This window comes from Microbacterium sp. JZ70 (assembly GCF_053903225.1).
Genome location: NZ_CP096405.1, coordinates 2,659,359 through 2,683,847, shown reverse-complemented (window position 1 = coordinate 2,683,847; position 24,489 = coordinate 2,659,359). Strand labels below are relative to the sequence as shown.

At 73.6% G+C, this 24,489-nt stretch carries 14 protein-coding genes and 1 tRNA gene; 11 read left to right on the top strand and 4 right to left on the bottom strand.

The window, feature by feature from the left end:
* Positions 1-69 precede the first annotated feature (69 nt).
* Both M1D46_RS12405 and M1D46_RS12400 read left to right on the top strand, forming a co-directional pair.
* The gene (locus M1D46_RS12405) at positions 70-3,303 is read left to right on the top strand and encodes an ATP-dependent helicase (RefSeq protein ID WP_456285677.1); all 3,234 of its coding nucleotides are present in this window, start codon (positions 70-72) and stop codon (positions 3,301-3,303) included.
* Between the two features lie 2 nt (positions 3,304-3,305).
* Complete coding sequence (locus M1D46_RS12400) at positions 3,306-6,800, top strand: UvrD-helicase domain-containing protein (RefSeq protein ID WP_456287167.1); 3,495 nt, start codon at positions 3,306-3,308, stop codon at positions 6,798-6,800.
* Between the two features lie 6 nt (positions 6,801-6,806).
* Here the strand turns inward: M1D46_RS12400 and M1D46_RS12395 are convergent, their stop codons facing one another.
* Positions 6,807-8,054: a phosphotransferase gene (locus M1D46_RS12395; RefSeq protein WP_456285676.1), complete on the bottom strand. Its 1,248-nt coding sequence runs from the start codon at positions 8,052-8,054 to the stop codon at positions 6,807-6,809.
* A 64-nt stretch (positions 8,055-8,118) separates the two neighbouring features.
* On the opposite strand from M1D46_RS12395, the gene nudC reads away from it, so the two are divergent.
* Together nudC and M1D46_RS12385 are read left to right on the top strand one after the other, a co-directional pair.
* Positions 8,119-9,009, top strand: a complete 891-nt coding sequence (gene nudC, locus M1D46_RS12390) for an NAD(+) diphosphatase (protein WP_282978012.1) — start codon at positions 8,119-8,121, stop codon at positions 9,007-9,009.
* Complete coding sequence (locus M1D46_RS12385) at positions 9,006-10,715, top strand: ATP-dependent helicase (protein WP_456283412.1); 1,710 nt, start codon at positions 9,006-9,008, stop codon at positions 10,713-10,715. Before nudC ends, M1D46_RS12385 begins: the two co-directional genes overlap by 4 nt.
* A gap of 788 nt (positions 10,716-11,503) precedes the next feature.
* On the opposite strand, the gene M1D46_RS12380 is transcribed toward M1D46_RS12385, so the two are convergent.
* Entirely contained in the window at positions 11,504-12,919 is a 1,416-nt protein-coding gene (locus tag M1D46_RS12380) for a zinc-dependent metalloprotease (RefSeq protein WP_271172132.1), read from the bottom strand.
* Positions 12,920-13,040: 121 nt separating this feature from the next.
* On the opposite strand from M1D46_RS12380, the gene M1D46_RS12375 reads away from it, so the two are divergent.
* Together M1D46_RS12375 and M1D46_RS12370 are read left to right on the top strand one after the other, a co-directional pair.
* Positions 13,041-14,168 carry a YlbL family protein gene (locus tag M1D46_RS12375; RefSeq protein ID WP_374727735.1) on the top strand — a complete coding sequence of 376 codons (1,128 nt, stop codon included), beginning with the start codon at positions 13,041-13,043 and terminating at the stop codon, positions 14,166-14,168.
* 49 nt (positions 14,169-14,217) lie between these two features.
* Positions 14,218-17,160, top strand: a complete 2,943-nt coding sequence (locus M1D46_RS12370) for a UPF0182 family membrane protein (protein WP_324014512.1) — start codon at positions 14,218-14,220, stop codon at positions 17,158-17,160.
* A 244-nt stretch (positions 17,161-17,404) separates the two neighbouring features.
* On the opposite strand, the gene M1D46_RS12365 is transcribed toward M1D46_RS12370, so the two are convergent.
* Positions 17,405-17,481 (bottom strand) — tRNA-Met (locus tag M1D46_RS12365).
* 89 nt (positions 17,482-17,570) lie between these two features.
* Here M1D46_RS12365 and M1D46_RS12360 point away from each other — a divergent pair.
* Positions 17,571-18,110, top strand: a complete 540-nt coding sequence (locus M1D46_RS12360; RefSeq protein WP_282978004.1) for a DUF6328 family protein — start codon at positions 17,571-17,573, stop codon at positions 18,108-18,110.
* Between the two features lie 9 nt (positions 18,111-18,119).
* Positions 18,120-18,926: a carbon-nitrogen hydrolase family protein gene (locus tag M1D46_RS12355; protein WP_324014517.1), complete on the top strand. Its 807-nt coding sequence runs from the start codon at positions 18,120-18,122 to the stop codon at positions 18,924-18,926.
* 3 nt (positions 18,927-18,929) lie between these two features.
* On the opposite strand, the gene M1D46_RS12350 is transcribed toward M1D46_RS12355, so the two are convergent.
* The gene (locus M1D46_RS12350; RefSeq protein ID WP_456285675.1) at positions 18,930-20,132 is read right to left on the bottom strand and encodes an aminotransferase class I/II-fold pyridoxal phosphate-dependent enzyme; all 1,203 of its coding nucleotides are present in this window, start codon (positions 20,130-20,132) and stop codon (positions 18,930-18,932) included.
* Between the two features lie 107 nt (positions 20,133-20,239).
* Between M1D46_RS12350 and M1D46_RS12345 the strand changes: the two genes are divergently transcribed.
* The 3 genes from M1D46_RS12345 (at position 20,240) to M1D46_RS12335 (ending at position 24,486) form a co-directional block, all read left to right on the top strand.
* Positions 20,240-21,733 carry a S1C family serine protease gene (locus tag M1D46_RS12345; protein WP_456285674.1) on the top strand — a complete coding sequence of 498 codons (1,494 nt, stop codon included), beginning with the start codon at positions 20,240-20,242 and terminating at the stop codon, positions 21,731-21,733.
* 63 nt (positions 21,734-21,796) lie between these two features.
* Positions 21,797-23,059 (top strand): CDP-glycerol glycerophosphotransferase family protein, encoded by a 1,263-nt coding sequence (locus M1D46_RS12340; protein WP_456285673.1) that lies wholly within the window; start codon positions 21,797-21,799, stop codon positions 23,057-23,059.
* Positions 23,056-24,486 (top strand): CDP-glycerol glycerophosphotransferase family protein, encoded by a 1,431-nt coding sequence (locus M1D46_RS12335; protein ID WP_456285672.1) that lies wholly within the window; start codon positions 23,056-23,058, stop codon positions 24,484-24,486. The genes M1D46_RS12340 and M1D46_RS12335 overlap by 4 nt, the downstream gene beginning before the upstream one ends.
* Positions 24,487-24,489 lie beyond the last annotated feature (3 nt).

The following is a 24,489-nucleotide window of genomic DNA, read 5'->3' as shown; positions in this document are numbered from 1 at the left end:
GCGAACGCTCAGGGCGAACGCCCGCGCCTCCGACCGGGGATGTCGGCGGCGCTGGGTACCGTGGAGTCCATGCCGAGCACGGGATGGGATGACGCGCAGCGCGCTGTCGTGGAGCTGCCCCACGGCGCATCGGGCACGGTCGTCGGGGCGCCCGGCACCGGCAAGACGGCGGTGCTCGTCGGCAGGGTCGCCGCCCTCGTCGCGGCCGGCGTCGCGCCGGACGAGCTCGTCGTCCTGACGCCCACGCGCGCGTCGGCGACGCGTCTGCGGGACGAGCTCGGGCTCCGCGTCGACGTCGCGAGCCCCGGGCCGCTCGCGCGCTCGGTGGGATCGTTCGCGTACCAGGTCGTCAGAGCCGACGCCGTGCGGCGGGGCGGGGAGCCGCCCAAGCTCCTCACCGGCGCCGACCAGGACCGCATCATCGCCGACATCCTGCTCGGCGACGAGGAGGACGAGCGCGACGGAGCATCGCGGTGGCCCGCGCATCTCGGCGCGCCCGTGCGCGCGACGAAGGGGTTCCGCTCGGAGCTGCGCGCGTTCATCGCCGAGATGACCGAACTCGGGACGACGCCCGCCGAGCTGGCGCGGCTCGGCGTCGATGCGTGGACGGCGGTGGCCGGGTTCCTCCGCGACTACCGGGCTGTCCTCGATCGCATGCGCTCTCCGCATCGCGACGTCTCGGAGCTGTACGCGGAGGCCGCGGCCGCCGTGCGCGACGGCGCGCGCGTGCCCGGGCTCGAGCGCCTGCGGGTCGTCCTGGTCGACGACGCGCAGGAGCTCACGCGCGGCGGCGTCGCCCTCGTCGAGGCCCTGCACGCGCAGGGCGCAGCGGTGCTCGCGTTCGGCGATCCCGATATCGGCTCCGGGGCGTTCCGCGGCGCGACGCCCGAGCTGTTCGCGCGCCTCGCGGCGTCGCTGGGCCCGCGTCACGTCCTCGACGAGGCGCATCGGGGCACGACGGCGCTGACGCGGCTCGCGCGCAGCGTGACCCAGGCCATCGGGGCGGCCGGCGTGATCGACCACCGCAGGCCGCCCGGCCCCGAGGAGCCGTCCGGCGGGACGGTGGAGACCTGCCATGCGGCGTCGCCGTACGAGGAGGCCGACCGCATCGCGCGTGCGCTGCGGGAGTGGCACCTCGTCGAGGGCGTGCCGTGGGAGCGGATGGCCGTCATCGCGCATGACACGCGGCAGATCACGTCGCTCGAGGCCGAGCTCGCGGCGCGCGAGGTGCCCACGCGCGCGGCCGGGGTGCAGCGCCCGCTCGGCGCCGAGGCGGTCGTCCGCGACATCGTCGAGATCGTCCGCCTCGGCCTGCAGGAGGCGCAGGACCGCGATGATGACAAGCTGCTCGAGGCGCTGCGCTCGCCGTTCGGCGGTCTCGACGGCGTGGGGCTGCGTCGGCTGCGCGCGCGTCTGCGTCACGCCGAGCTCTCGGAGGGGGGCAGTCGGCCGGCGCGCGTTCTCCTGCGGGAGGCACTCGCGCAGCCCGTGCTGCTCGACCTCCTCGACACCCCGGAGGGGCGCACCGCCGCCCGCTTCGCGCGCACGCTCTCGATCGTGCACGACGAGGGCGCGCGCGGCGCGACCGTGCACGAGCTCCTGTGGACCGTGTGGGACCGCGCGCGCACGGGCGACGGACGCCGGCTCGACCGCGCGTGGCGCGACGTCGCGCTCGGACAGGGCCCTCTCGCGGCGGAGGCGGGGCGCGCGCTCGACGGCCTCGTCGCGCTGTTCGACGCGGCCAAGCGGGCGATCGAGCGCAACCCGCAGGAGGGGCCGCTGCCCTTCATCCGCGAGATCCTCGACAGCGACGTCCCGGAGGACACCCTCTCGGCCCCCGAGCGCGACGACGCCGTCACCCTGCTCACGCCGGCGAACGCGCTCGGCGCAGAGTTCGACGCGGTCGTGGTGGCGGGCGTCCAGGACGGGGTGTGGCCGAACGTGCGGCTGCGCGGCGGGCTCCTCGACACGTGGCGGCTGGCGGAGGCGGTCGAGGCGCACCGCGCCGGGCGCGCCCGCGCGGATGCGCTCGGGGTGCTCGACCGGCGGCGCGCGGCACTGCACGACGAGCTGCGCCTGTTCGTCCGCGCGATCTCGCGCGCCCGGCGTCGTCTGCTCATGACCGCCGTCGACGACGACGATACGGGGCCGAGCGCGCTGTTCTCCTTCCTCCCTCCGCCGCGCGACGACGACGGCGAGCGCGCGGAGCACCCGCTCACGCTGAGGGGTCTCGTCGCCCGGCATCGGCGGACGCTCACCGACGATGCCGACGAGGCCGCCCGCGCGGCGGCGGCCGGGCAGCTCAGGGTGCTCGCGGAAGCCGGCGTCCCGGGCGCCGACCCGCACGAGTGGTACGGCATGCTCGCCCCCTCGACGGATGCGCCGCTGCGCGATCTCGCGGCCGGCCCCGCGCGGGTCTCGCCCTCGCGCGTCGAGGCGTTCGAGGAGTGCGGTCTCGGCTGGGTGATCGCGGCCCTCGGCGGCGACACCGTCGCGCCCCCGTCGGCGGGCATCGGGACGATCCTGCACGAGGCGATGGAGCGCGCGCCCGACGGCGACCTCGCCGTGCTGCGCGCCGTCGTCGAGGAGCACTGGCCCGAGCTCGACTTCGAGACCCCCTGGATTGCGGCGAAGGAGCGGCGCCGTGCCGACCTCTACGTGGACCGCCTCCACGCCTACCTGCGCGGGGTGCGCGCGGACGGGGGAGACGTCATCGCGTCCGAGGCCCCGTTCCGCTTCGCGGTCGAGACGTCGCCGCGCGCGGCGGACGACGCGCCCGCCGTGCACGTGGGCGAGGACATCGCGGCGCCGCATCGCGCGGTCGTGAGCGGCGTCATCGACCGTGTGGAGTCCTACCCGCCCGGAGCGGGCGAGCATGCCCCGGCGCGCGCCCGAGGCTGGGAGCCCATGCGCCAGGCCGCGTCCGAGCGCAGCGTCGTCGTGGTCGATCTCAAGACCGGCAAGAGCGAGAAGCCGTCGGACTCGGCTGTCGTGGAGCACGCGCAGCTCGCGGCCTACCAGATCGCGGTGCAGGAGGGGCTCGTCGACGGCGCCCCTGCGGACGCCCTCGGCGGAGCTCGGCTCGTGATCGTGTCCCAGACGCTCGCGAAGAGTGACTACCGGGTCGCGCATCAGCACGCACTGGGACCCGAGACGCGCGCGGCGTTCCTCCGCCGGGTCGCCGAGGCGGCGCGCGGCATGTCGGCCGCGAGCTTCACCGCCCAGGTCGAGGCGCACTGCGCCGATACCCAGCAGCGCGTGCATCCGTGCCGCATCCACACGATCGAGGCGGTGAGCTCATGACGATGGGCGTCGAGACCCTGCACGCCGACGACACCCGCCGGGCCGGCGGATGGCCGGGCGGGCACGGCATCAGCGCGACCGACATCGCGGCGGCGCTCGGACAGCCGACGCCGACGCCGGCCCAGCAGCGGGTCATCGAGGCGCCGCAGACGCCGGCGCTCGTCGTCGCAGGCGCGGGCAGCGGCAAGACCGAGACGATGGCCGCGCGCGTGGTCTGGCTCGTCGCGAACGGCCACGTGCGCCGCGACGAGATCCTCGGGCTCACCTTCACGCGGAAGGCGGCCGGCGAGCTGGCGGAGCGGATCGCGGCGCGCCTGGCCGTGATCGACGAGTTCGGCCGCAGGGGGCTGCTGCCGCACCTGCCGCGCATCGTCGCCGAGGGAGCGCTCGCGCGCGTCGAGACGGCCGTCGCGCCGCGCCAGCGCGAGACGATCCGGCGGCAGGTGCTCGACGAGCTCGCGGCGCGCTTCGCCACCGGCTGGGATCCGTCCGCGCCCCGCACGGCGGACGACCTCATGATCCGGCCCCGGGTCGCGACGTACAACGCGTTCGCCGACTCCATCGTCCGCGAGCACGCCGCGCGCATCGGCCGCGATCCCGACGCCGCGATGCTCAGCCAGTCGGCGTCGTGGCTCATCGCGCGGGCGGTCGTGCTGCGTGCCGACATCGGCGGCCTCGAGGACATCGACAAGGCGCTCTCGACGCTCATCGACGCCGTGCAGCGCCTCGCCGCCGACGTGCTCGACCACCGGGTCGATCTCGACGAGCTCGAGCGCATGTGCGCGGCGGAGGAGGCGGCGATCGCGCCGTACGTCGACGACGCGAAGGACCGCGACATCGAGAAGGCGTGGCGGCATCTGCACGCCATGCCCGTGCTCGTGCAGCTCGTCAGGGCGTACATGGCCGAGAAGACGCGCCGAGGCGTGCTGGACTTCGCCGACCAGGTGGGCGGTGCGTACGACATCGTCGAGGGAGCCCCCGACGTGCGCGCGCAGCTGCGCGAGCAGTACCGCGTCGTCCTCCTCGACGAGTACCAGGACACCTCGGTCATCCAGACCCGGTTCCTCGCCGAGCTCTTCCGCGACACCGCGGTGATGGCCGTCGGCGACCCGCACCAGTCGATCTACGGATGGCGCGGCGCGAGCGCGGACAACCTGTACGCGTTCGCGCGCGCGTTCGCGCGCGAGAGCGCGGCCACGTCGTACAGCCTCATGACGAGCTGGCGCAACGACCGTCGCATCCTCGACGCCGCGAACCGCGTGCTCCGCCCGCTGCAGGGCGCAAGGGCGTTCGCGGTGCCGGCGCTCGAGGCGCGGCCCGGTGCCGGTGAGGGCCGCGTCGGCGTGCGGTTCGCCCAGACCGTCGACGACGAGGCCGACGAGGTGGCCGCCTGGTTCGACGCGGTGCGCGCCGAGCACGCCGCGTCGGGAGCAGATCGCCCGCACACGGGGGCCATCCTCTTCCGGTCCAAGCGGCACATGCAGACGTTCGCGTCCGCGCTGGGCCGTCGCGGCATCCCGCACCGCATCCTCGGGCTCGGCGGACTGCTGTCCACACCGGAGGTCACCGACGTCGTCTCGGTGCTGCGGGTCATCCACGACCCGACATCGGGCTCCCCGCTCATCCGGCTGCTCGTCGGCCCGCGCTTCGCGGTCGGCGTCGCCGACATGGCGGCGCTCCACGACCTCGCGACCGCGCTCGCGCAGCGGGACGGCTCGCTGAATCCGCTGCCGGACGACGTCCGCGATCGGCTTCGGGCGTCGCGCGGGGCCGACGAGGCGGTGTCGATCGTCGACGCGGTCGAGTTCATCCGCACGGCCCGCGACGACTACCGCCTGCTCGAGGGCATCAGCCCCGAAGGGCGCGCGCGGCTCCGCGCGGCCGGGGAGATGCTCGAGCGACTCCGTCGCGCCGCGGGCCAGCCGATCCCCGAGCTCATCCGCCTCATCGAGCTCGAGCTGCGTCTCGACATCGAGCTCGCCGCGAACGAGTCGCGCGGACCGGCGCGCGTCGCGGCCACCCAGCTGCGCGCCTTCGGCGACGAGGTGCGCGCGTTCCTCTCCGCCGACGAGCGGGGCACGATCGGGAGCCTTCTCGCCTGGCTCGACAAGGCCGAGCGCACGGACGAGCTCGTGCCGCGGCCGGAGCCGCCAGAGCCCGGGGTCGTGCAGCTGCTGACGATCCACGGCTCGAAGGGTCTCGAGTGGGACGCGGTGGCCGTCGTGCGCCTCGTGAAGGACGAGCTGCCCAGCCGCGTGACCGACGCCTCCGGATGGCTCGGCTTCGGCGTGCTGCCGTTCGCCCTGCGCGGCGACCGGACGGCGCTTCCGCAGCTCGCCTGGGATCCTCAGGCCGCGATGGAGTCAGCGGGCGACGACCCCGCCAAGCGGTTCAGGGCCGCCGAGAAGGCGCTCGCGACGGCGATCACCGCGTTCAAGAGAGCCAACGGAGACTATCAGCGCGAGGAGGAGCGGCGCCTGGCGTACGTGGCGATCACGCGCGCACGCGGCGACCTGCTGCTGACCGGCTCGCACTGGGCGGGTCAGAAGACGCCGCGGACGCCGAGCGACTACCTGCTCGAGATCATCGACGAGCAGGGCCTCGACCCGATCGGCGACGTCGATCCGGACGACAACCCGTACGAGGGCGCGTCGATGACCAGGACCTGGCCCATGGATCCGCTCGGCTCGCGGAGGGGACGGGTCGCGGCGGCCGCGGCGGCCGTGGCCGCGGCGACGAGCGCCGAGCCCTCGGACGAGCTCGCCCTGCTGCTGGCCGAGCGCGCCGAGCGGGAGCGCGGGCGCCGGTTCGGCGTGCCCACGCGCGTGCCGGCGTCGCGGTTCAAGGACTACGTGTCCGATTTCTCGGGGACGGTGTCGCAGATCGCGCGGCCCATGCCCGAGCGGCCGTACCAGCAGACCCGCATCGGGACGCTGTTCCATCAGTGGGTCGAGGCGCGCTCCGGTGCGGCCGGCGCCGGATCGTCCGTCGACGACGCCCTCTGGGAGAGCGACGAGGAGCTGTGGAGCGATCACGACGCGGTGGGCACCGAGGTGTCCGCCGAGGACGAGGCGGCGCTCGAGCGACTCCGGGAGACGTTCCTGCGCAGCGAGTGGGCGTCGCTGCGCCCCCTCGAGGTCGAGACGGAGATCGACTTCCCCCTTCCCGCCCTCGGCACCGCGCCGCAGCACATCGTGATCTGCAAGCTCGACGCGGTCTACCGCCGGGAGGATCGCGGGGGGCGGATCGAGATCGTCGACTGGAAGACCGGACGAGCCCCGCAGACGGCGGCCGAGCGCGACGAGCGGATGCTGCAGCTCGCGCTCTACCGGCTCGCCTACCACCGGCGGCACGGAGTGCCCCTGGAGGAGATCGACGTGGCGCTGTACTACGTCGCCGACGACCTCGTCCTGCGGGGCGACCGCGTGTACACCGCCGAGGAGCTCGCGGCCCGCTGGCAGGAGACTCAAAGGCGCACGGCGGCGCGCGTCGGCTAGCGCTGGTCAGTCGCCGCGCTGCTCGCGCTCCTGGGCGATATACGCCTCCATGTCGAGCGGCACCGTCGCGCCCGACGGATCGTCCGCCGGCTGCGCCGTCGGGAGGCGCACCTCGGGGACGGTGTCGGTCGTGATCCGGGCGTCGGCGGCGTCCGCGTCGTCCCACCGCTCGCCCCAGTGGCCGTCTCCGTCGAGGGAGAGCTGAGCGGGGTCGTACGCGTCGGTCTGCATCGAGGTGTCGACCGCCGCCGGGGTCGTCTCGGGCACTCGGCCGATCGCCGCGAGGGCGTCGTCGACGTCCGACGAGGCGGCGCCGAGGCCCGCGAGCAGGCGGTCGTCGCGCACGCCGTCCGACAGCGACTCGAGCAGGGCCGCCGCGTCGTCGACGACGTCCGGACGGTGCGCCTCGAGGCCGTGCACGAGCCATCGGGCGAACTCGAGCTCGGCGTGCAGTCGGGCGCGCACCCGCAGCGCGGCGTCGGGCGCGCGGTGCGCGGCCGCCGCGTACGCCTCGTGGATGTCCTCGGCGGCGTCGGGCGCGGACGCCACCCAGCGCAGGTCGACGGCGGGGTCGTCGATCGACAGTCCGTGCCAGTCGAGCACGCCTGCGACGCGCGGGACGCCCGCGACGTCGTCGGTCAGCACGAACGAGGTGGACTGCGTTCCGCCGAGGCACACGGACGACTCGAACGCCCAGAGCCGGTCGTCCTCGACCGCCTCGCGCCAGCGCACCATGAGGCGGACGGGCACGCGCCCGCTCGCGCCCGCGGCGTCGAGCACCCGCTCGATGTCGGCGCGCGACTGGTCCGGCGTGCGCACCGGGAGCCCGGCCGACCGGACGACCGAGCCGGGCAGCGCGTGCAGGACGGCCATCGCGCGGCCGAGCGACTCCGCGACCCCGCGCCCGGGCGGGATCTCGCTCGCCTCGACCTGGTAGCCGCGCACGTAGCCCGTGACCACCGCGCTCGTCCCGTCGAACGGCACGGCGCCGTGGAACTCGGGGGCGTCGAAGGCGAGGAGCTCGCGCACGCCAGACGTGAGCGCGCGCAGCGCCACGATCTCGGCCGAGATCTCGCGCTCGGCCGCCTCGTCGACGGGCACGCGGACGACGAGCTCGCGCCCGTCGGCGAGCGTCGCGACCGCCGCGTCGAAGCGGCCGGCGCCGCCGGCCGTGAGGGACCTGACGCCCGTGACCTCCGCACCGGGCACGGCGGCCGTCGCGGCCGCGGCTAGAGTGAGGAGTGAGCGTGGCATGGGTACCAGGTTAGGTCGCCGCCGTGCTCGTCCCACCGCGCCACGCCCGCGAGAGAGGTACCGGATGCCCGTCCATTCCGCCCCTGCGAGGATCGACAGGAGCGCGGAGGAGCGCGACGCGCCCGGCCTGCTCGAGACGGCGATCGCCGATCCCGCGACGCGCGTCCTCGCCGTCCGCGGCGACGCGGCCCCGGTCGCGGCGGACCCCGCGCCTGCGCTCGCGCTCGTCGAGCCGGGCGACGTCCGCGACGGCGCGACCTGGGCCTTCCTCGGGCGCGATGCGTCGGGCGCGGCGGTGCTCCTGGCCGCGTTCCCGCAGGACGCTGACGCCCTGCTCGTGGACGCGGAGTGGAGCACCATCCGGACGTCCGGCGCGCTCCTTCCCGCCGGGCAGCTCGACGTCCTCGTCGTCGCGGTCGCCCTCGGCCGCTGGCTCGTGGACGCGCCGTTCTGCCCGGCCTGCGGCTCGCGCACGGAGGTGCGTCAGGCCGGATGGTCGCGGCTGTGCCCCGGCTGCGGCCGCGAGCACTTCCCGCGCACCGACCCCGCGGTGATCGTCGCGATCACGAGCGCCGACGGAGAGCGCCTCCTGCTCGGCGCGAACGCCTCGTGGCAGGGGCGGATGTACTCCTGCTTCGCGGGGTTCGTCGAGGCGGGGGAGTCGCTCGAGACGACGATCCACCGGGAGATCCGCGAGGAGGCCGGCGTCCGCGTCGACGGCATCCGCTACCTCGGCTCGCAGCCGTGGCCGTATCCGCGCTCCCTCATGCTCGGGTTCCACGCGGCCGCCGTCGATGACGCCGAGGCGCGCGCCGACGGCACCGAGATCCTCGATGTCCGCTGGTTCACCCGCGAGGAGATCGGCGAGGGCCTGGCCGGGCGCGGCCCCGTCGCTCTGCCCGGCGCGGTCTCGATCGCGCACCGCCTCATCCGAGCCTGGTACGAGGCCGCGTGAGCGCACTCGACGCCCTCGACGAGCAGCAGCGCAGGGCAGCGTCGATCCTGCGCGGCCCCGTCGCCGTGCTCGCAGGAGCCGGCGCCGGGAAGACGCGCGTCATCACGCACCGGATCGCGCACGGGGTCGACACGGGCGCGTACACGCCGCAGCGCGTCATGGCGCTCACCTTCACGGCCAAGGCGGCCGGCGAGCTGCGCGGGCGGCTGCGGGCGCTCGGCGTCGAGGGCGTGCAGGCCAAAACCTTCCACGCGGCGGCGCTCGCGCAGCTGAACTTCTTCTGGCCCACCGTGACGGGCGACGTCGCCCCGACCATCGTGGACAACAAGGTGCGCCTGCTCGCGCACGCCGCCGACGAGCTGCGCCTGCGTCCGGACAAGGCGACGCTGCGCGACATCGCGGCGCAGATCGAGTGGCGCAAGGTCACGATGCGCTCGATCGAGCAGTACGCGACCCTGCAGCGCTCCGTCGGCAGCATCCGCCCGTCGGCACTCGTCGACCTCATGCGCGCGTATGAGAAGCTCAAGGACTCCCGGCGGCAGCTCGACTTCGAGGACGTCCTGCTCGCGTGCGCGGGCATGCTCGAGGCGGAGCCGCAGGTGACGCGGGCCGTGCGGGAGCAGTACCGCCACTTCACGGTCGACGAGTACCAGGACGTGTCGCCGCTGCAGAACCGGCTCCTCGAACTGTGGCTCGGCGATCGCCGCGACATCTGCGTCGTGGGCGACGCGAGCCAGACGATCTACTCGTTCACGGGCGCCGAGGCGCGCTTCCTGCTCGACTTCGAGCGCCGGTACCCGGATGCGACGGTCGTGCGGCTCGAGCGCAACTACCGCTCGACGCCGGCGATCGTGGATGTCGCGAACGCGCTCATGCGCGGTCGTCCCGGTGCGCTCCGGCTCGAGGCGTCCGCCGCGGCGACATCCGGTGAGATGCCGGTCGTCACGGGCTACCACGACGAGCACTTCGAGGCCGAGGGCGTGGCCGACGCCATCGCCCGTCAGCTCGAGTCGGTGCCGCCGGCCGACATCGCCGTGCTCTACCGCTCGCACGCCCAGTCCGCCGAGATCCAGGACGCGCTCGCGCGGCGGGGGATCCCGACGACCGTCCTCGGCGGGCGGCGGTTCTTCGACATGCCCGAGGTGCGCCAGGCGCTGCTCGCCCTCCGCGGGGCGTCGGTCGCGCCGACCGATCAGGGCTTCGCCGACCTCGTGCGCGACGTGCTGCGCAGCCTCGGCCACGCCGAGGAGCCGCCGGCCGCGGGCGGTGCCCTGCGCGACGCGTGGGAGGCGCGCGCCGCCATCCTGCGCCTCGCCGAGGAGGCCCCGCCGGGCACGACCCTCCGCGCGTTCACGGAGGGGCTTCTCGCCCGCGCGAAGGACCAGCACGAGCCCACGCTGCAGACGGTGACCCTCTCGACCCTGCACGCCGCCAAGGGCCTGGAGTGGCCGCACGTGCATCTCCTGGGACTCGCCGAGGGGCTCCTGCCGATCTCGTACGCGACGTCGCTCGACGGGGTCGACGAGGAGAGGCGCCTCGCGTACGTCGGCATCACGCGCGCAGGGCGATCGCTGTCGCTGTCGTGGCCTCGCGCGTCGGCGTCGGGTCGGCTGCAGCGAGAGCCGTCGCGCTTCCTCGCGGAGATCGGCACAGGCACTCTGCGTGGTGCCGGTGGCTCCGCCACTGCCGGCGCCCGTCGCCGCTGACGCGCGCGGACCGCGCGGCGTCGTCGCCCGCCGGGGCGCGCAGGAGCTCGGTCAGGAGCGTCGCCGTCGCCGCGACGAGGGGCGACGGCGTCTCGGGCGGGCGGCGCGCGAGCAGCTGCAGCGCGAGCACGGGCCAGGCCGGGTCGCGCTCGCGCTCATGCGCTGCGAGGCAGCCGAGGCAGGGCGTCGCGCCGGGGCGGACGAGCGGCCCCACCTCGGCGCTCTCGCGGGCGAAGACGATCGGCGCATGGACGACGTCGTCGCGCACGAGCGGCACCCACGCACTTGGCGCGACGGCGTGATGCGCGACGAGCGCGACGGGGACGTGCGCGCTCACGGCCGCGAGCGTGACCCACTCCGGCGCCCATCCGCACGCGGCGAGGGCGTCGCACAGCGCCGTGATCGTCGCCGCGGAGACGCCGTCGGCGGTGAGGATGTGCAGGAGCCCGGGGTCCTCCTCGCGCCGCAGCGCGGGGGCGATGTGCGCGAGGAACGTCCGCAGGCGCACCTCGTCGACGCCGACCGCACCCGCGAGGTCGTCGTGCTCGTCGACGCCGTCCGCGAGCCGGACGAGGAGGCGCTCCTGCCAGGGCGCCGGCTCGCGGATGCGGACGCCGCCGTCGAGTCCGAGCTGGATCGTCGCGGCGTCGCGCCAGAGCGGGAGCCGCGCGGGGTCGAGGCTGAGGTGCGCCATAGCGCGATTCTGCTCCGCGCGACGCCGGCGCGAGCGGACTGTCCACAGGCGGCCCGACCCGCGCGCGCAGGTCGGGCCGCCTGTGGAGGAGACGTCACACGGGCTGGTCGCCCTCGGGCCGCGGATGGCCCTCGTCGTCGTCGGACGGCGACGCCGGCGCATCGCGGTCGGCCTCGCCCTCGGTGCGCTCGGCCTCCTCGGCGAGCAGGCGCGCGAGCGCGTCGTCCATGTCGTCGGCCTCCGGCTGCTCGCCGCGGGCCTGCGCCTCGAGCCTCGCGATGAGACCGGCCGGATCGTCGATGTCCTCCGAGGTGGGCATGAGGTCGGGGTAGTCCCACAGGCTGTCGCGCGCGGCGATGCCCACGGCGTCCCCGACGGCGCGCCACATGGCGGCCGCCTCGCGCAGTCGCCGGGGACGCAGGCGCAGCCCGACGAGCGCGCCGAGCGCGTCCTCGGCCGGCCCGCCCTCGGCGCGGCGGCGGCGGATGGCCTCGGCGATGCGCTCGAGATGCGGCACGCGCGCGGTCGCGTCGGCGGTCACGACGTCGATCCAGCCCTCGACGAGCGCGAGGAGGTTCTCGAGGCGGGCGAGGGCGAGCTTCTGCGCCTCGGACTGCTGGGGGAGCAGAGCGCCGCTCTCGAGCGCCTGGCGGAGCTCCTCCGGATTCGAGGGATCCAGGCGCGACGCCATCTCCTCGAGCGCGTCCGTGTCGACGCTGATGCCGCGCGCGTAGTCGTCGATCTGGGAGAGGATGTGCAGGCGCAGCCACTTCGCGTGCCGGAACAGGCGCGCCGAGGCGAGCTCTCGGGCCGCGATGTAGAGCGCGAGCTGATCCTCCGGGATCTCGAGGCCGGCCCCCAGCTCCGCGAAGTTCTGCGGAAGGAGCACGGCGCTGCCGGCCGGGATCACCGGGATCCCCACATCCGCGCCACTCACGACCTCGAGGGAGAGCTTGCCGACGACCTGGCCGAGCTGCGTCGCGAACAGCGTGCCGCCGACCCCGCGCATGAGGCGCCCCGCGCTCTGCACGATGTCCTGCATCTCCTCGGGCACCTGCGAGCGCAGGGCCTCCGTGAGCGCGTCCGCGATGCTCGTCGCGACCGGCTCCGCCACCTCCTGCCACACGGGCAGCGTCTGCTCGACCCACTGGCCGCGCGTGATCGCGCGCGGCAGCTCGGCGGTCGGCGAGAGGGTCGTCACCTCGCTGAGCCACAGCCCGGCGAGAGCGAAGGCCTGGTCGAGGTCGGTGCGCTGCCCGTCCGTCACGCCGAGACCGTCCTGGTTGGCGATGTGGAGCGCCTGGCGCTTCGTCGCGTCCCACGAGATCGAGCCGTCCTGCGCGCCGGCGAACATGCCCTGGAACTGCTGCATCATCTGCGACAGCGTCGCCGGGTCGACGGGCATGCCCGCCATGCGCGACAGCTGCTCGGGGTCGATCGCGCCGCCGTTCATGAGGCGGCGCAGGAGCTCCTGCAGGTCGTCGTCGGGAGTCCTGTCGTCGTCAGCCACGTCAGCCGCCTTTCAGCCGGTCTCGGTCCGTGCGATCTAGGCTAATCGCGCCGGTCCGTGCTCCTCCCGCAGTGAGGCGGATGCGCTTACGCCACCCGCGAACGACGGCGGAAGGATCCCCGTGACACTCATCGACGCCCCGCACTCCCGGTCTGCCCGCACGCCGTCCTCGCCCGCGTCGCGGCGCACCGTCGCGGGCATCTGGGCGCTCGTGGTCGCCCTCGTCGCCCTCGTCGCGATCACGTTCCTGCCGACGTCGTACGTCATCCAGCAGCCGGGGCCCGTGTACGACACGATCGGGACGGCGCCCGACCACGACGGCGAGGAGAAGCCGCTCATCTCGGTCGAGGGGGCGCAGACGTACGAGACGTCGGGATCGCTCGACCTCACGACCGTGCAGGTCGTCGGCAACCGCGAGCGCACGCCGTCGTGGTTCGAGCTCGCACTCGCGTGGCTCGACGGGTCGCGCGCCGTGGTGCCGATCGACGCGGTGTTCCCCGAGGGGCAGACGAGCGAGCAGCGCGAGGAGCAGAACGCCGCGCTCATGGTCGACTCGCAGGCCGAGGCGACGGCCGCCGCGCTCTCGCAGTTGGGCTACGACGTCGGCGCCCGCCTCGAGGTCGTGCGGCCCACGAGCGACGACTCGCCCGCGAGCGGCGTCGTCGAGGAGGGCGACGTGATCGTCGCCGCGAACGGCGAGGACGTGGCCGACATCGATCGGCTCAAGGAGATCGTCGCGGAGGGCGAGGGCGCTCCCGTGACGCTCACCGTCCAGCGCGACGGCGCGGAGGAGGACCTCGAGATCACGCCGGAGGAGGGCGAGGTCGACGGCCGGACGACGTGGCTGATCGGCGTCTACCTCACGACGACGTTCGACTTCCCGATCGACGTCACGATCCAGCTCGACGACGTCGGCGGCCCGAGCGCCGGCACGATGTTCGCGCTGGGCATCATCGACACCCTCACGCCCGGCTCGCTGACCGGCGGCGAGGAGATCGCCGGCACCGGCACGATCGACGCGGCGGGGACGGTCGGCCCGATCGGCGGGATCCGGCAGAAGCTCTACGGGGCGCGCGGCGCGGGCGCCGACTTCTTCCTCGCGCCGGCGTCGAACTGCGACGAGGTCGTGGGACATGTCCCGGCGGGTCTCGAGGTCTTCTCGATCGAGACGCTCGACGACGCCATGACGGCCGTCGAGGCGATCGCGCAGGGGGAGACGGGCGACCTGCCCACGTGCACGGCCGGCTGAGCATTCCCCATGACCGGGCGATGCGCGTGATGCGCATGCCTAGGATGGAATGGTGACCTCGACCTCAGCGCCGACTCCGGCCACGACCCCGTCTCCGTTCCGAAGAATCGTCACGATCTCGCTCGCGGTCATCGCTGCGCTCGTCGTCGCCTTCTTCGTGTTCGCATCGCTCTACACCGACTTCCTCTGGTTCGATCAGCTCGGCTTCGAGTCGGTGCTGCTGACGCAGTGGACGGCTCGGGTCGTGATGTTCGTCGTGGGCTTCGCGGGGATGGCGGTGCCGGTCTGGCTCGCGATCTTCCTCGCCTACCGCCTGCGCCCGGTCTATGCGCGCCTGAGCTCGCAGCTCGACCGGTACCAGGAGGTCGTCGAGCCGCTCCGCCGCCTCGCGATGTGGGGCATCCCGGTGTTCTTCGGCTTCTTCGCGGGCTTCGCGGCCTCGTCGCAGTGGGAGACCGCCTGGCTGTGGGCCAACGGCACGCCGACGAGCGACGCCGACCCGCTGTTCGGGCTCGACACGGGCTTCTACATGTTCGCGATGCCGTTCTACGCCGGCGTCGTCGGGTTCGCATCGGCGACCGTCCTCATCAGCCTCCTCGTCACCGCGCTCGTGGCCTACCTCTACGGGTCGGTCCGCATCGGGCAGGGCGAGCTGCGCATCTCGAAGCCCGCGCGGATCCAGCTCGCGATCACGGCCGGCGTCTACCTCCTCGTGCAGGCGGCCAGCCTCTGGCTCGACCGCTACTTCACGATGGTCGAGCAGGGCAGCCGCATCACGGGCCCGGGCTACGCGGGCGTCAACGCCGTGATCCCCGCGCAGACGATCCTCTCGATCGTCGCGGCGCTCGTGGCCATCCTCTTCTTCGTGACCGCGGTCATCGGCCGCTGGCGCTACCCGCTCATCGCGACCGCCCTGCTCATCGTGACCTCGCTCGTGATCGGCGTCGGCTACCCGTGGGCCGTGACGACCTTCCAGGTCCGCCCCAACGAGCAGGCGCTCGAGATGGACTACTACCAGCGCAACGTCGACGCCACCCGCGCCGCGTACGGCCTCGACGGCATCGAGAAGGTGCCGTTCGCGGCCGAGACCGACGCGGCCGCCGGTCAGCTGCGCGACGACGCAGACACGACGGCGTCCATCCGCCTCATGGACCCGGCGATCATCGGCCCGACCGTCCAGCAGCTGCAGCAGTACCGCGCGTACTACGGCTTCGAGGACACGCTCGATGTCGACCGCTACGAGGTCGACGGCGAGACGCAGGACACCGTGGTCGCGGTGCGCGAGCTCGACATGGACGAGCTCGACGCCGACGCGCGCACCTGGAACAACACGACCCTCGTCTACACGCACGGCTACGGCATGGTCGCCGCCAAGGGCAACGAGCGCACGAACGAGGGCGAGCCGGTCTTCATCGAGGGCGGCATCCCGTCCAGCGGCGCGCTGAGCGACCTCGAGTACGAGCCGCGCGTGTACTTCGGCGAGAACAACCCGGAGTACTCGATCGTCGGAGCGCCCGAGGGCGCCGACCCCGTCGAGCTCGACTACCCCGCCGGCGAGGAGGGCGCGTCGCAGACGAACACGACGTTCTCCGGCGACGGCGGCCCGAGCGTCGGCAGCTTCTTCAACCGCGTGCTGTACGCGCTCAAGTTCCAGTCCGAGCAGATCCTCTTCTCGGACTACGTGAACGAGGAGTCGCAGATCCTCTACGACCGCGATCCGCTCACGCGCGTGCAGAAGGCCGCGCCGTACCTCACCCTCGACAACGACCCGTACCCGAGCGTCGTCGACGGCCGGATCGTGTGGATCGTGGACGGCTACACGACGAGCGCGACATACCCCTACTCGTCGCAGGTCAGCCTGTCGCAGGCGATCAGCGACTCGACCAACCCGACGCCGAACCTGCTGATCGACGAGATCAACTACATCCGCAACTCGGTCAAGGCCACGGTCGACGCCTACGACGGCAGCGTCACGCTGTACGCGTGGGACGAGGAGGACCCAGTCCTCGAGACCTGGCAGAAGATCTACCCGAACACGATCAAGCCGATCGACGAGATGTCGGGCGAGCTCATGAGCCACGTGCGCTACCCGACGGACCTCTTCAAGGTCCAGCGCGCGATGCTCGGCACGTACCACGTCGACAACGCCCGGGCGTTCTACCAGCGCGACAACGCCTGGACGACGCCGAACGACCCGACCAGCGACCAGCAGCTGCAGCCGCCGTACTACCTGTCGATGCGGATGCCGGGGCAGGACGAGGCCACGTTCTCGATGTTCACGACGTTCATCCCCGACGGCGGCACGCGCAACGTGCTCATGGGCTACCTCGCGGTCGACTCCGACGCGGGCGCCGACGCCGGCAGCGTACGCGAGGACTACGGCAAGCTGACGATGCTCGAGATCTCGGCCGACACGACCGTGCCGGGGCCGGGTCAGGTGCAGAACTCGTTCAACTCGGACTCGCAGATCGCGAACGAGATGAACATCCTCACCATCGGCGCGTCGGATGTGAGCCTCGGCAACCTGCTGACACTGCCCGTCGGCGGCGGCTTGCTCTACGTGCAGCCCGTCTACGTGCAGTCGACCGGCGGCACGTCGTACCCGTTGCTGCGCAAGGTGCTCGTCGCGTTCGGCGACCAGCTCGCCTTCGAGGACACCCTCGCCGAGGCGCTCGACGAGCTGTTCGGCGGCGACTCGGGTGCCGACACGGGCGATGAGGATGTCACGCCCGTCGACCCGGAGACCGAGCAGCCGACCGAGCCCGAGCCCGAGCAGCCGGAGGAGCCGACGCAGCCGACGCCCCCGTCGAGCGACACCTACGAGCAGGCTCTCGCCGATGCGCAGACGGCGATCGAGGCCAAGAAGGCCGCGCTCGAGGAGGGCGACATGGTCGCGTACGCGGAGGCCGACGCCGACCTCACCGAGGCCGTCGAGCGCCTGCTCGCGTTCCTCGATGACACGGGTGCGGCCGAGGAGGCCCCGGCCGAGTAAGCCGGCGCAGCGCGCACGCACGCGGCCCCGCAGGAGCGATCCTGCGGGGCCGCTCCGCGTCTCCGGTCGTGTGCGCCGCCCGCAGCAGGAGAATCGGATGGCTGCAGGACGGCGGCGGGGATCGGCGTCCTGCAGCGGGCGGATCCTCCTGCGCTCGCGTGACGAGAAGGATGGCCAGCGCCGGGCAGGCAGCGTATGCAGAAAAGGCAGAAGGCCCGGATCCTCTCGGATCCGGGCCTTCACTTGGTTGCGGGGGCAGGATTTGAACCTACGACCTCTGGGTTATGAGCCCAGCGAGCTACCGAACTGCTCCACCCCGCGGCACATGAACAGCCTAACACGGCGTCGCGGAGAGGGCGAATCGAGCGGCCCCCTTTGCGCGGCCCGGGCGTGGCGCGAATGATGGGGGCATGACGGCTGACACGGCACGGGCGGCGGGACTGCGTCCGGGGGAGAGCGCGGCGGAGCGCTTCGACCGCAACTGGAACGAGGTGCTCCAGGAACTGCGCGTCCTGCAGACCGGCACCCAGATCATCACGGGCTTCCTCCTCGCCCTCGCGTTCCAGCCGGCCTTCGCCGACCTCACCGGCGGCCAGCGGGTGTTCTACCTCGTGCTCGTCGTGCTCTCCGCGGTGAGCGCCGTGATCGCGCTGGCGCCCGTCGCGCTGCACCGCGTGCTCTTCCGCGAGGGGAGGAAGGGGCTCACCGTGCGCTTCGGGCACATCGCGCTCCTGTCGGCGCTCGTCGTCGTCTCCGTCCTCCTCGTCGGCGTGGTCGGCTTCATCTTCGACGTCGTCGTGAGCGATCAGGCCGCCTGGCTCGCGGGAGGGATCCTCGGCGGCGTGATGCTGGTCCTCTGGGTCGCGCTGCCGCTCCTGCTGCGCACGCGCCCTCCGCGACCGGGGGAGAGCGGCGCACCCGCCGACGCCGCCCCGCGACCGGCGCAATAGGCTGGCGGCATGTCGGAGCACGCCGTCGGAGTCGCCGTCGCCCAGTTCTCGCCGGGCGCCGAGCCCCGCGCCAACCGCGAGGACATCGCGGCGCTCGCCGAGCGCGCCGCCGAGCGAGGGGCGAGAGTGGTCCTCTTCCCCGAGTATGCGAGCAGCTTCATCCACCCCTTCGACGAGACGCTCGTCGAGCGCGCGGAGACGCTCGACGGCCCGTTCGCGCAGCACCTCGCCCGCGTCGCCGCCGACCACGGCCTCGTGATCGTGGCGGGGCTCCTCGAGCGCGCCGACGACCCGCGTCGCGTGCGCAACACGGTCGTCGCGGTCGACGCGGATGGCGTGCGCGCGACGTACCGCAAGGCCCACCTCTACGACGCGTTCGGTCAGCGCGAGTCCGACTGGGTGGAGCCGGGCGCGCTGACGGAGCCCGAGACGTTCGAGGTCGACGGCCTCGTGTGCGGCCTCATGACCTGCTATGACCTGCGCTTCCCCGAGTCGGCGCGCGTCCTCGCGGATGCGGGTGTCGACGTCGCGCTCGTTCCCGCGCAGTGGGTGCGCGGTCCGCTCAAGGAGCATCACTGGCGGACGCTCGTCACCGCGCGCGCGATCGAGAACACGATGTACGTCGCCGCGGCCGACCACACGCCTCCGCTCGCGGTCGGCAGCTCGCTCATCGTCGACCCGCAGGGGACGGCGGTCGCGAGCGTGGGCACGACGACCGACGTCGCGGTGGCATTCGCCGAGCGATCGGCGATCGACAACGTGCGGCGGGTCAACCCGGCGCTCGCGCTCCGGCGCTACCGCGTGGCCCCGCGCTGAGCCTCAGCTCCGCAGCGCGCTCAGGCGGGTCGCCGCGTCCTGGAGGACCTCGTCCCGCTTGCAGGCGGCGAAGCGCACGAGCGTGCGGTACTCGTCGCGCCGCTCCCGCGTCGCGAACGCGGTGAGGGGGATCGCGACGACGCCCGCGCGCTCGGGGAGCGCTCGGCAGAACTCCGCCGCGTCGCTCGCGCCCAGAGCCGCGGCATCCGCGACGGTGAAGTACGAGCCGGCCGGGGTCGAGACGTCGAAGCCCGCCGCGCGCAGCCCTTCGCCGAGGATCTCGCTCTTGCGTCGCATGTCGGCGGACACCCCGCGGAAGAACGCGTCGGGCAGGCCGAGCCCGACCGCGATGGCGGGCTGGAACGGCGAGCCGTTGACGTACGTGAGGAACTGCTTGACGGCGAGAACCGCGTCCACGAGCTCGGCCGGCCCCGAGACCCAGCCGATCTTCCACCCGGTCGTCCGGAAGGTCTTGCCCGCAGACGAGATGGTGAGCGTGCGCGCTGCGGCGCCGGGCAGCGTCGCGATGGGCACATGCGGACCGCGGTGCACGAGGTGCTCGTACACCTCGTCGGTGACGATGACGGCGTCATGGCGGTCCGCCAGCGCCACGATCCGCTCGAGTGCCTCCCGCGAGAACACCGCCCCCGTGGGGTTGTGCGGATCGTTCACGAGGATGATCCGGGTGCGGTCGGTGACGGCCGCCTCGAGCTCGTCGAGGTCCGGCTGGAAGTCGGGCCAGCGCAGCGGCACGGTGCGCAGGCGGGCTCCGGACAGCGCGACGCACGCGGCGTAGGAGTCGTAGTGCGGCTCGAAGACGACGACCTCGTCGTCGGGCCCGTCCACGAGCGCCAGCAGCGTCGCGGCGAGCGCCTCGGTCGCGCCCGCCGTCACGAGCACCTCCCGCGCGGGATCGAGCTCCAGCCCGTAGAAGCGGCGCTGGTGCTCGGCGATCGCCTCGAGCAGCTCGGGCACGCCGCGCCCCGGCGGGTACTGGTTGCGGCCTCCGGCGATGGCCGCGCGCGCCGCGTCGAGCACCTCGGCGGGTCCATCCTCGTCGGGGAAGCCCTGCCCGAGGTTGAGGGCGCCCGTGGCGGTCGCGAGCGCCGACATCTCGGCGAAGATCGTGGGGGCGGGCGAGCCGTCGGCTCCGAGCAGCCCGGCTCCTGCGGCGGTGCGCCTCCAGGCGCCGCTGACGTGTCGCATCCGCTCAGGCTACCCGCGCGCGAAGTCACGCCCGCGGCATACGCGCATCATAGGAAGCACACAGACTGCGGGATCACCCTGAAGAGGACGTGGAAGAAGGAGCACCCATGGACGAGCAGCGTTCCGAAGACACCCCTCTGAACATCCCGCCGCGGCCGGCGCCGCCGACGGGCTACGGGCGGCCGCAGGAGGCTCCCGCGCAGCCGACGCCGCCGCACGCCGCCCCGCCGCACGCCGCTCCCGGTCACCCGGGGGCTCCCTACCGCGCGCAGAGCGCGTACGAGGCGCATCGCGAGGGCCAGGGCGCGGCGTTCGGCGCGACGCAGCCCACGCAGCCGCTTCCGCACGACGGCGCGCCGCAGGCCGTGTGGGCGCCGCAGCCGCGCGCGGAGGAGCGGAAGTCGAAGGGCGGCGGCCGCGTGGCCGCGGCCATCCTCGTGGCCGCTCTCGTCGGCGGCGGCGCGGGCTTCGGCGGCGGCTGGGTCTCGAACTCCCTGACGGCCGGCGGCGGATCGGTCGCGGAGTCGGGCAGCGCGCCGTCGAACATCACGGTGAACAACCCCGGGTCGGTCAACGAGGCCACGGCGGTCGCGACCGAGGTGCTGCCGAGCGTCGTCACGATCGAGGTGGCCGGCGGGCAGTCGTCGGGCAGCGGATCGGGCGTCGTCATCAGCGAGGACGGCTACGTCGTCACGAACACGCACGTCGTGACCCTCGGCGGCACGGCGGCCGACGCGACCGTGCGTGTCACGGCGAGCGACGGCCGCATCTACGACGCCACGATCGTCGGCACCGACCCGACGTACGACCTCGCGGTGATCAAGCTCGAGGGCGCGTCCGGTCTCACGCCGATCGAGTTCGCCGACTCGTCGAAGCTCAACGTGGGCGCCACGACGGTCGCCGTCGGCGCGCCCCTCGGACTCGCCAACACGGTCACCACCGGCATCGTGAGCGCGCTCAACCGCAGCATCGAGATCGCGTCGGCCGCGGCGCCCGAGGGCGACAGCGTCGAGGGCGAGGACGAGGGGCAGGGAGAGGGATCGAGTCCCTGGTTCTTCGACATCCCCGGCCAGGAGGACCAGCAGGCGCAGGCGAGCGAGTCCATCGCGATCTCGGTCATCCAGACCGACGCCGCGATCAACCCTGGCAACTCCGGCGGCGCGCTCGTCGACAGCGAGGGCAAGCTCATCGGCGTGAACGTCGCGATCGCGACGGCCGATCAGAGCTCGTCGGAGTCCGGATCGATCGGCGTCGGCTTCGCGATCCCGTCGAACGTCGTCGAGCGGGTGGCGAACGAGATCATCGACAACGGCACCGCGACGCACGGCCTCCTCGGCGCGAGCGTGCAGCCCTCGAGCCAGGTCGAGGGCGCGACCATCACGGGCGCGTACATCGCCGAGGTCGTCGAGGGCGGTGCCGCCGAGGCCGCCGGACTGCAGGAGGGCGACATCGTCACGCGGTTCAACGGCGCCAAGATCAACGACGCCGTCGACCTCACCGCCCAGGTCCGCGCGGCCGCCGGCGGCAGCGAGGCAGAGGTGGTCTACGTCCGCGACGGCGAGGAGCACACCGCGACGGTCGAGCTCGGCACCCTCGAGTGACGACCCCGCGCCCGTGAGAGCGGGCTGACCGGAAGGACGCCGCCCCACCAGTACGCTCGTGGGGTGGCGTCCTTCTCGTTCGGTGCGGGCAACGCGGCGAAGCTCCTGCGCCTGCCCCTGTATGCGCTGGGGAGGATCGCGACGCTCGCGATCCCGCGCGGCGACCGCTGGGTCTTCGGATGCGGCGCGGGCGTCGGCGACGGGCCGCTCGCGCTGTGGGAGGTGGCGGCCGCCGAGGGTCACCGTGCCGTGTGGCTGACGTCGGACTCGCGCGAGGCGGAGGAGGCGGCCGCGCGGGGCATCCCGACCCTCCCGAAGCTCTCCTGGCGCGGGTTCTGGGCGACCGCGCGTGGCGGCGTCCTCGTCGTGTCGTACGGCACGGGCGATGTGAACCCGTATGCCGTGTCGGGCGGATTCCTCGTGCAGCTCTGGCACGGCATCCCGCTCAAGCGCATCGGCCTCGACTCGCCCGAGACAGTCCGCTCGGCGCTGCTGCCCGACTCGACGCTCGTCCGCGGGCTGCTGGCCCGGCTGTACCGGGGAGCGCAGCGCCGGATCCGGCTGCTCCCTGCCGCGTCGCACCTCGTGCGGGGGCGCCTCGAGTCGGCGTTCGCGCTGCCGGATGACCGGGTGGCGGTGACGGGGGAGCCCCGGGTCGACGTGCTGAGCACGGGCACCGCGCACGAGCGCAGGGCTCGCGCGCGGCAGCTCCTGCGTGCGGCGGTCGGCGATCTTCCCGACGGCGCGCGTCTCGTGCTCTACGCCCCGACCTGGCGCGACGGCGAGCCCGACCCGGCCGTTCCCACGGCTGAGGAGTGGCGCGAGATCGTGGACGCGCTCGCCGCGGCCGACCTCGTGCTGCTCGTCCGCTCGCACCGCCTGGGGGCGGGCGCGTACGTGCCGCCTTTCCCGACGGACCGGGTGCGCGACCTCGGCTCCGATCGGCTGCGCGACGTCACCGCGGCGCTCCCCGGACTGGATCTCCTCGTGACGGACTACTCGTCGCTCGCGTACGACGCGGGCCTCGTGCCCCTGCCCGTGCTGTACCTTGCCCCCGATCTGGAGGCATACCGCGCGCGCCGGGGCTTCTACGGCCGATACGAGGACGTCGCCGGCGAGGACTACGCGACCGGCTGGCCCGGCCTCGTCGCGCAGCTGACGGAGGTCGCCTCCGACCCCGCGGCGCTCGCAGATCGCACCGCGCGGTCTGCGAGACTGAGCGAGCGCGTGCACGCGTTCCGCGACGGCGGCAGCGCTCGCCGTGTGCACGATGCGATCGTCGCTCGACGCGCGCGGGCCAGGGGCCCGAGGAGAGGAAACCGATGACGACCGCCCGGTTCGAGCAGGACGGCCCCGCCCTCGTCGTCGAGGGAGAGGGCGACGCGCCCGCCTCGGCGCGCCTCGAGGGCTCGCGCGCGGCGGTCGAGGGCGCGGTCTCCGCGAGCGGGGGCGGATGGTCGGTGCGCTTCGCGCTCGTCGCTGCACGCTGGGGCGGGCCCGAGCGACCGCTCCCGTCCGGACGCTATCGCGTGGCCGTCGCCGGCGCCGAGCTCGATGCGACGCTGCCGGTCGAGATGCTGGGCACGCTGCGCGCGCAGCTCGACGGCGACACGGTGCTCGTCGGCCCGCCCGTCGACCCCGTGTACGACGGCGGAGAGGCGCAGGGCTCGCTCGAGCGCCGCTACCTCTCGCACACCGCGCCGCTCGAGGACGCGGTCTTCTTCGAGAGCTTCTACGGGCGCAGCGCGAGCTGCAACCCGCTCGCGCTCGACCGGGAGATCGCGCTCCGCGCCCCGGGGGTCACCCGCTACTGGAGCGTGGTCGATCTCTCCGTGGCGGTCCCGGATGGCGCGGTCGCGGTCGTCGAGGGGAGCCCCGAGTGGTGGCGCGCCCGGAGCGTCGCGAAGCTCGTGATCGTCAACGACTGGCTCCGCCGCGCGTTCGCCCGCCGTGATGGCCAGCGCGTGCTGCAGACCTGGCACGGCACGCCGCTCAAGCGCCTCGCCCTCCACCGCAAGGGGTTCGCGCCGCGCCGATGGGGAGCGGTCATCAAGGAGTCGCGCCGGTGGGACGTGCTCCTCGCGCAGAATCCGTACGCCGCGAGGATCCTCGCGCGCGCCTACGCCTTCTTCCGCAAGCCCGTCTGGGTCGAGGGCTACCCGCGCAACGACGCGCTCGTCACGGGCGACCCGCTCGCCGTGCGCGAGCGCCTCGGCATCGAGCCGGGGGAGCGCGTGCTGCTGTACGCGCCGACCTGGCGCGACGACCGCGACGAGATCGTGGCGTTCATCGACCCGGCGCGACTCGCGGTCGAGGCGGACGCCGTCGTGCTCGTCCGCGGGCACTCGCGCACCCTCATCCCCGGGCGCGACGTCGCGGGTCCGCGTGTCGTCGACGTCACGGCGTACCCCGACACGTCAGAGCTCCTCCTCGCCGCCGATGCGCTCATCACCGACTACTCGTCGGTGATGTTCGACTTCAGCGTCACGGGGAAGCCCATGTACTTCCTCGTGCCCGATCTCGCCCACTACCGGGGCGCTCTGCGCGGGTTCTACTTCGACCTCGCCGCGCGCGCCCCCGGCCCGCTCGTGCAGGAAATGGACGGCCTCCTCGCCGCGCTCGCGGCGGATCCCGCGGAGTACGCCGAGCGCTACGCGGCGTGGCGACGCGCCTTCAATGCGCGCGAGGACGGCCGTGCCGCCGAGCGCGTGGTCGCGCGCCTCATCGACCAGGGGCTCCTGCCGGTCGGCTGACCC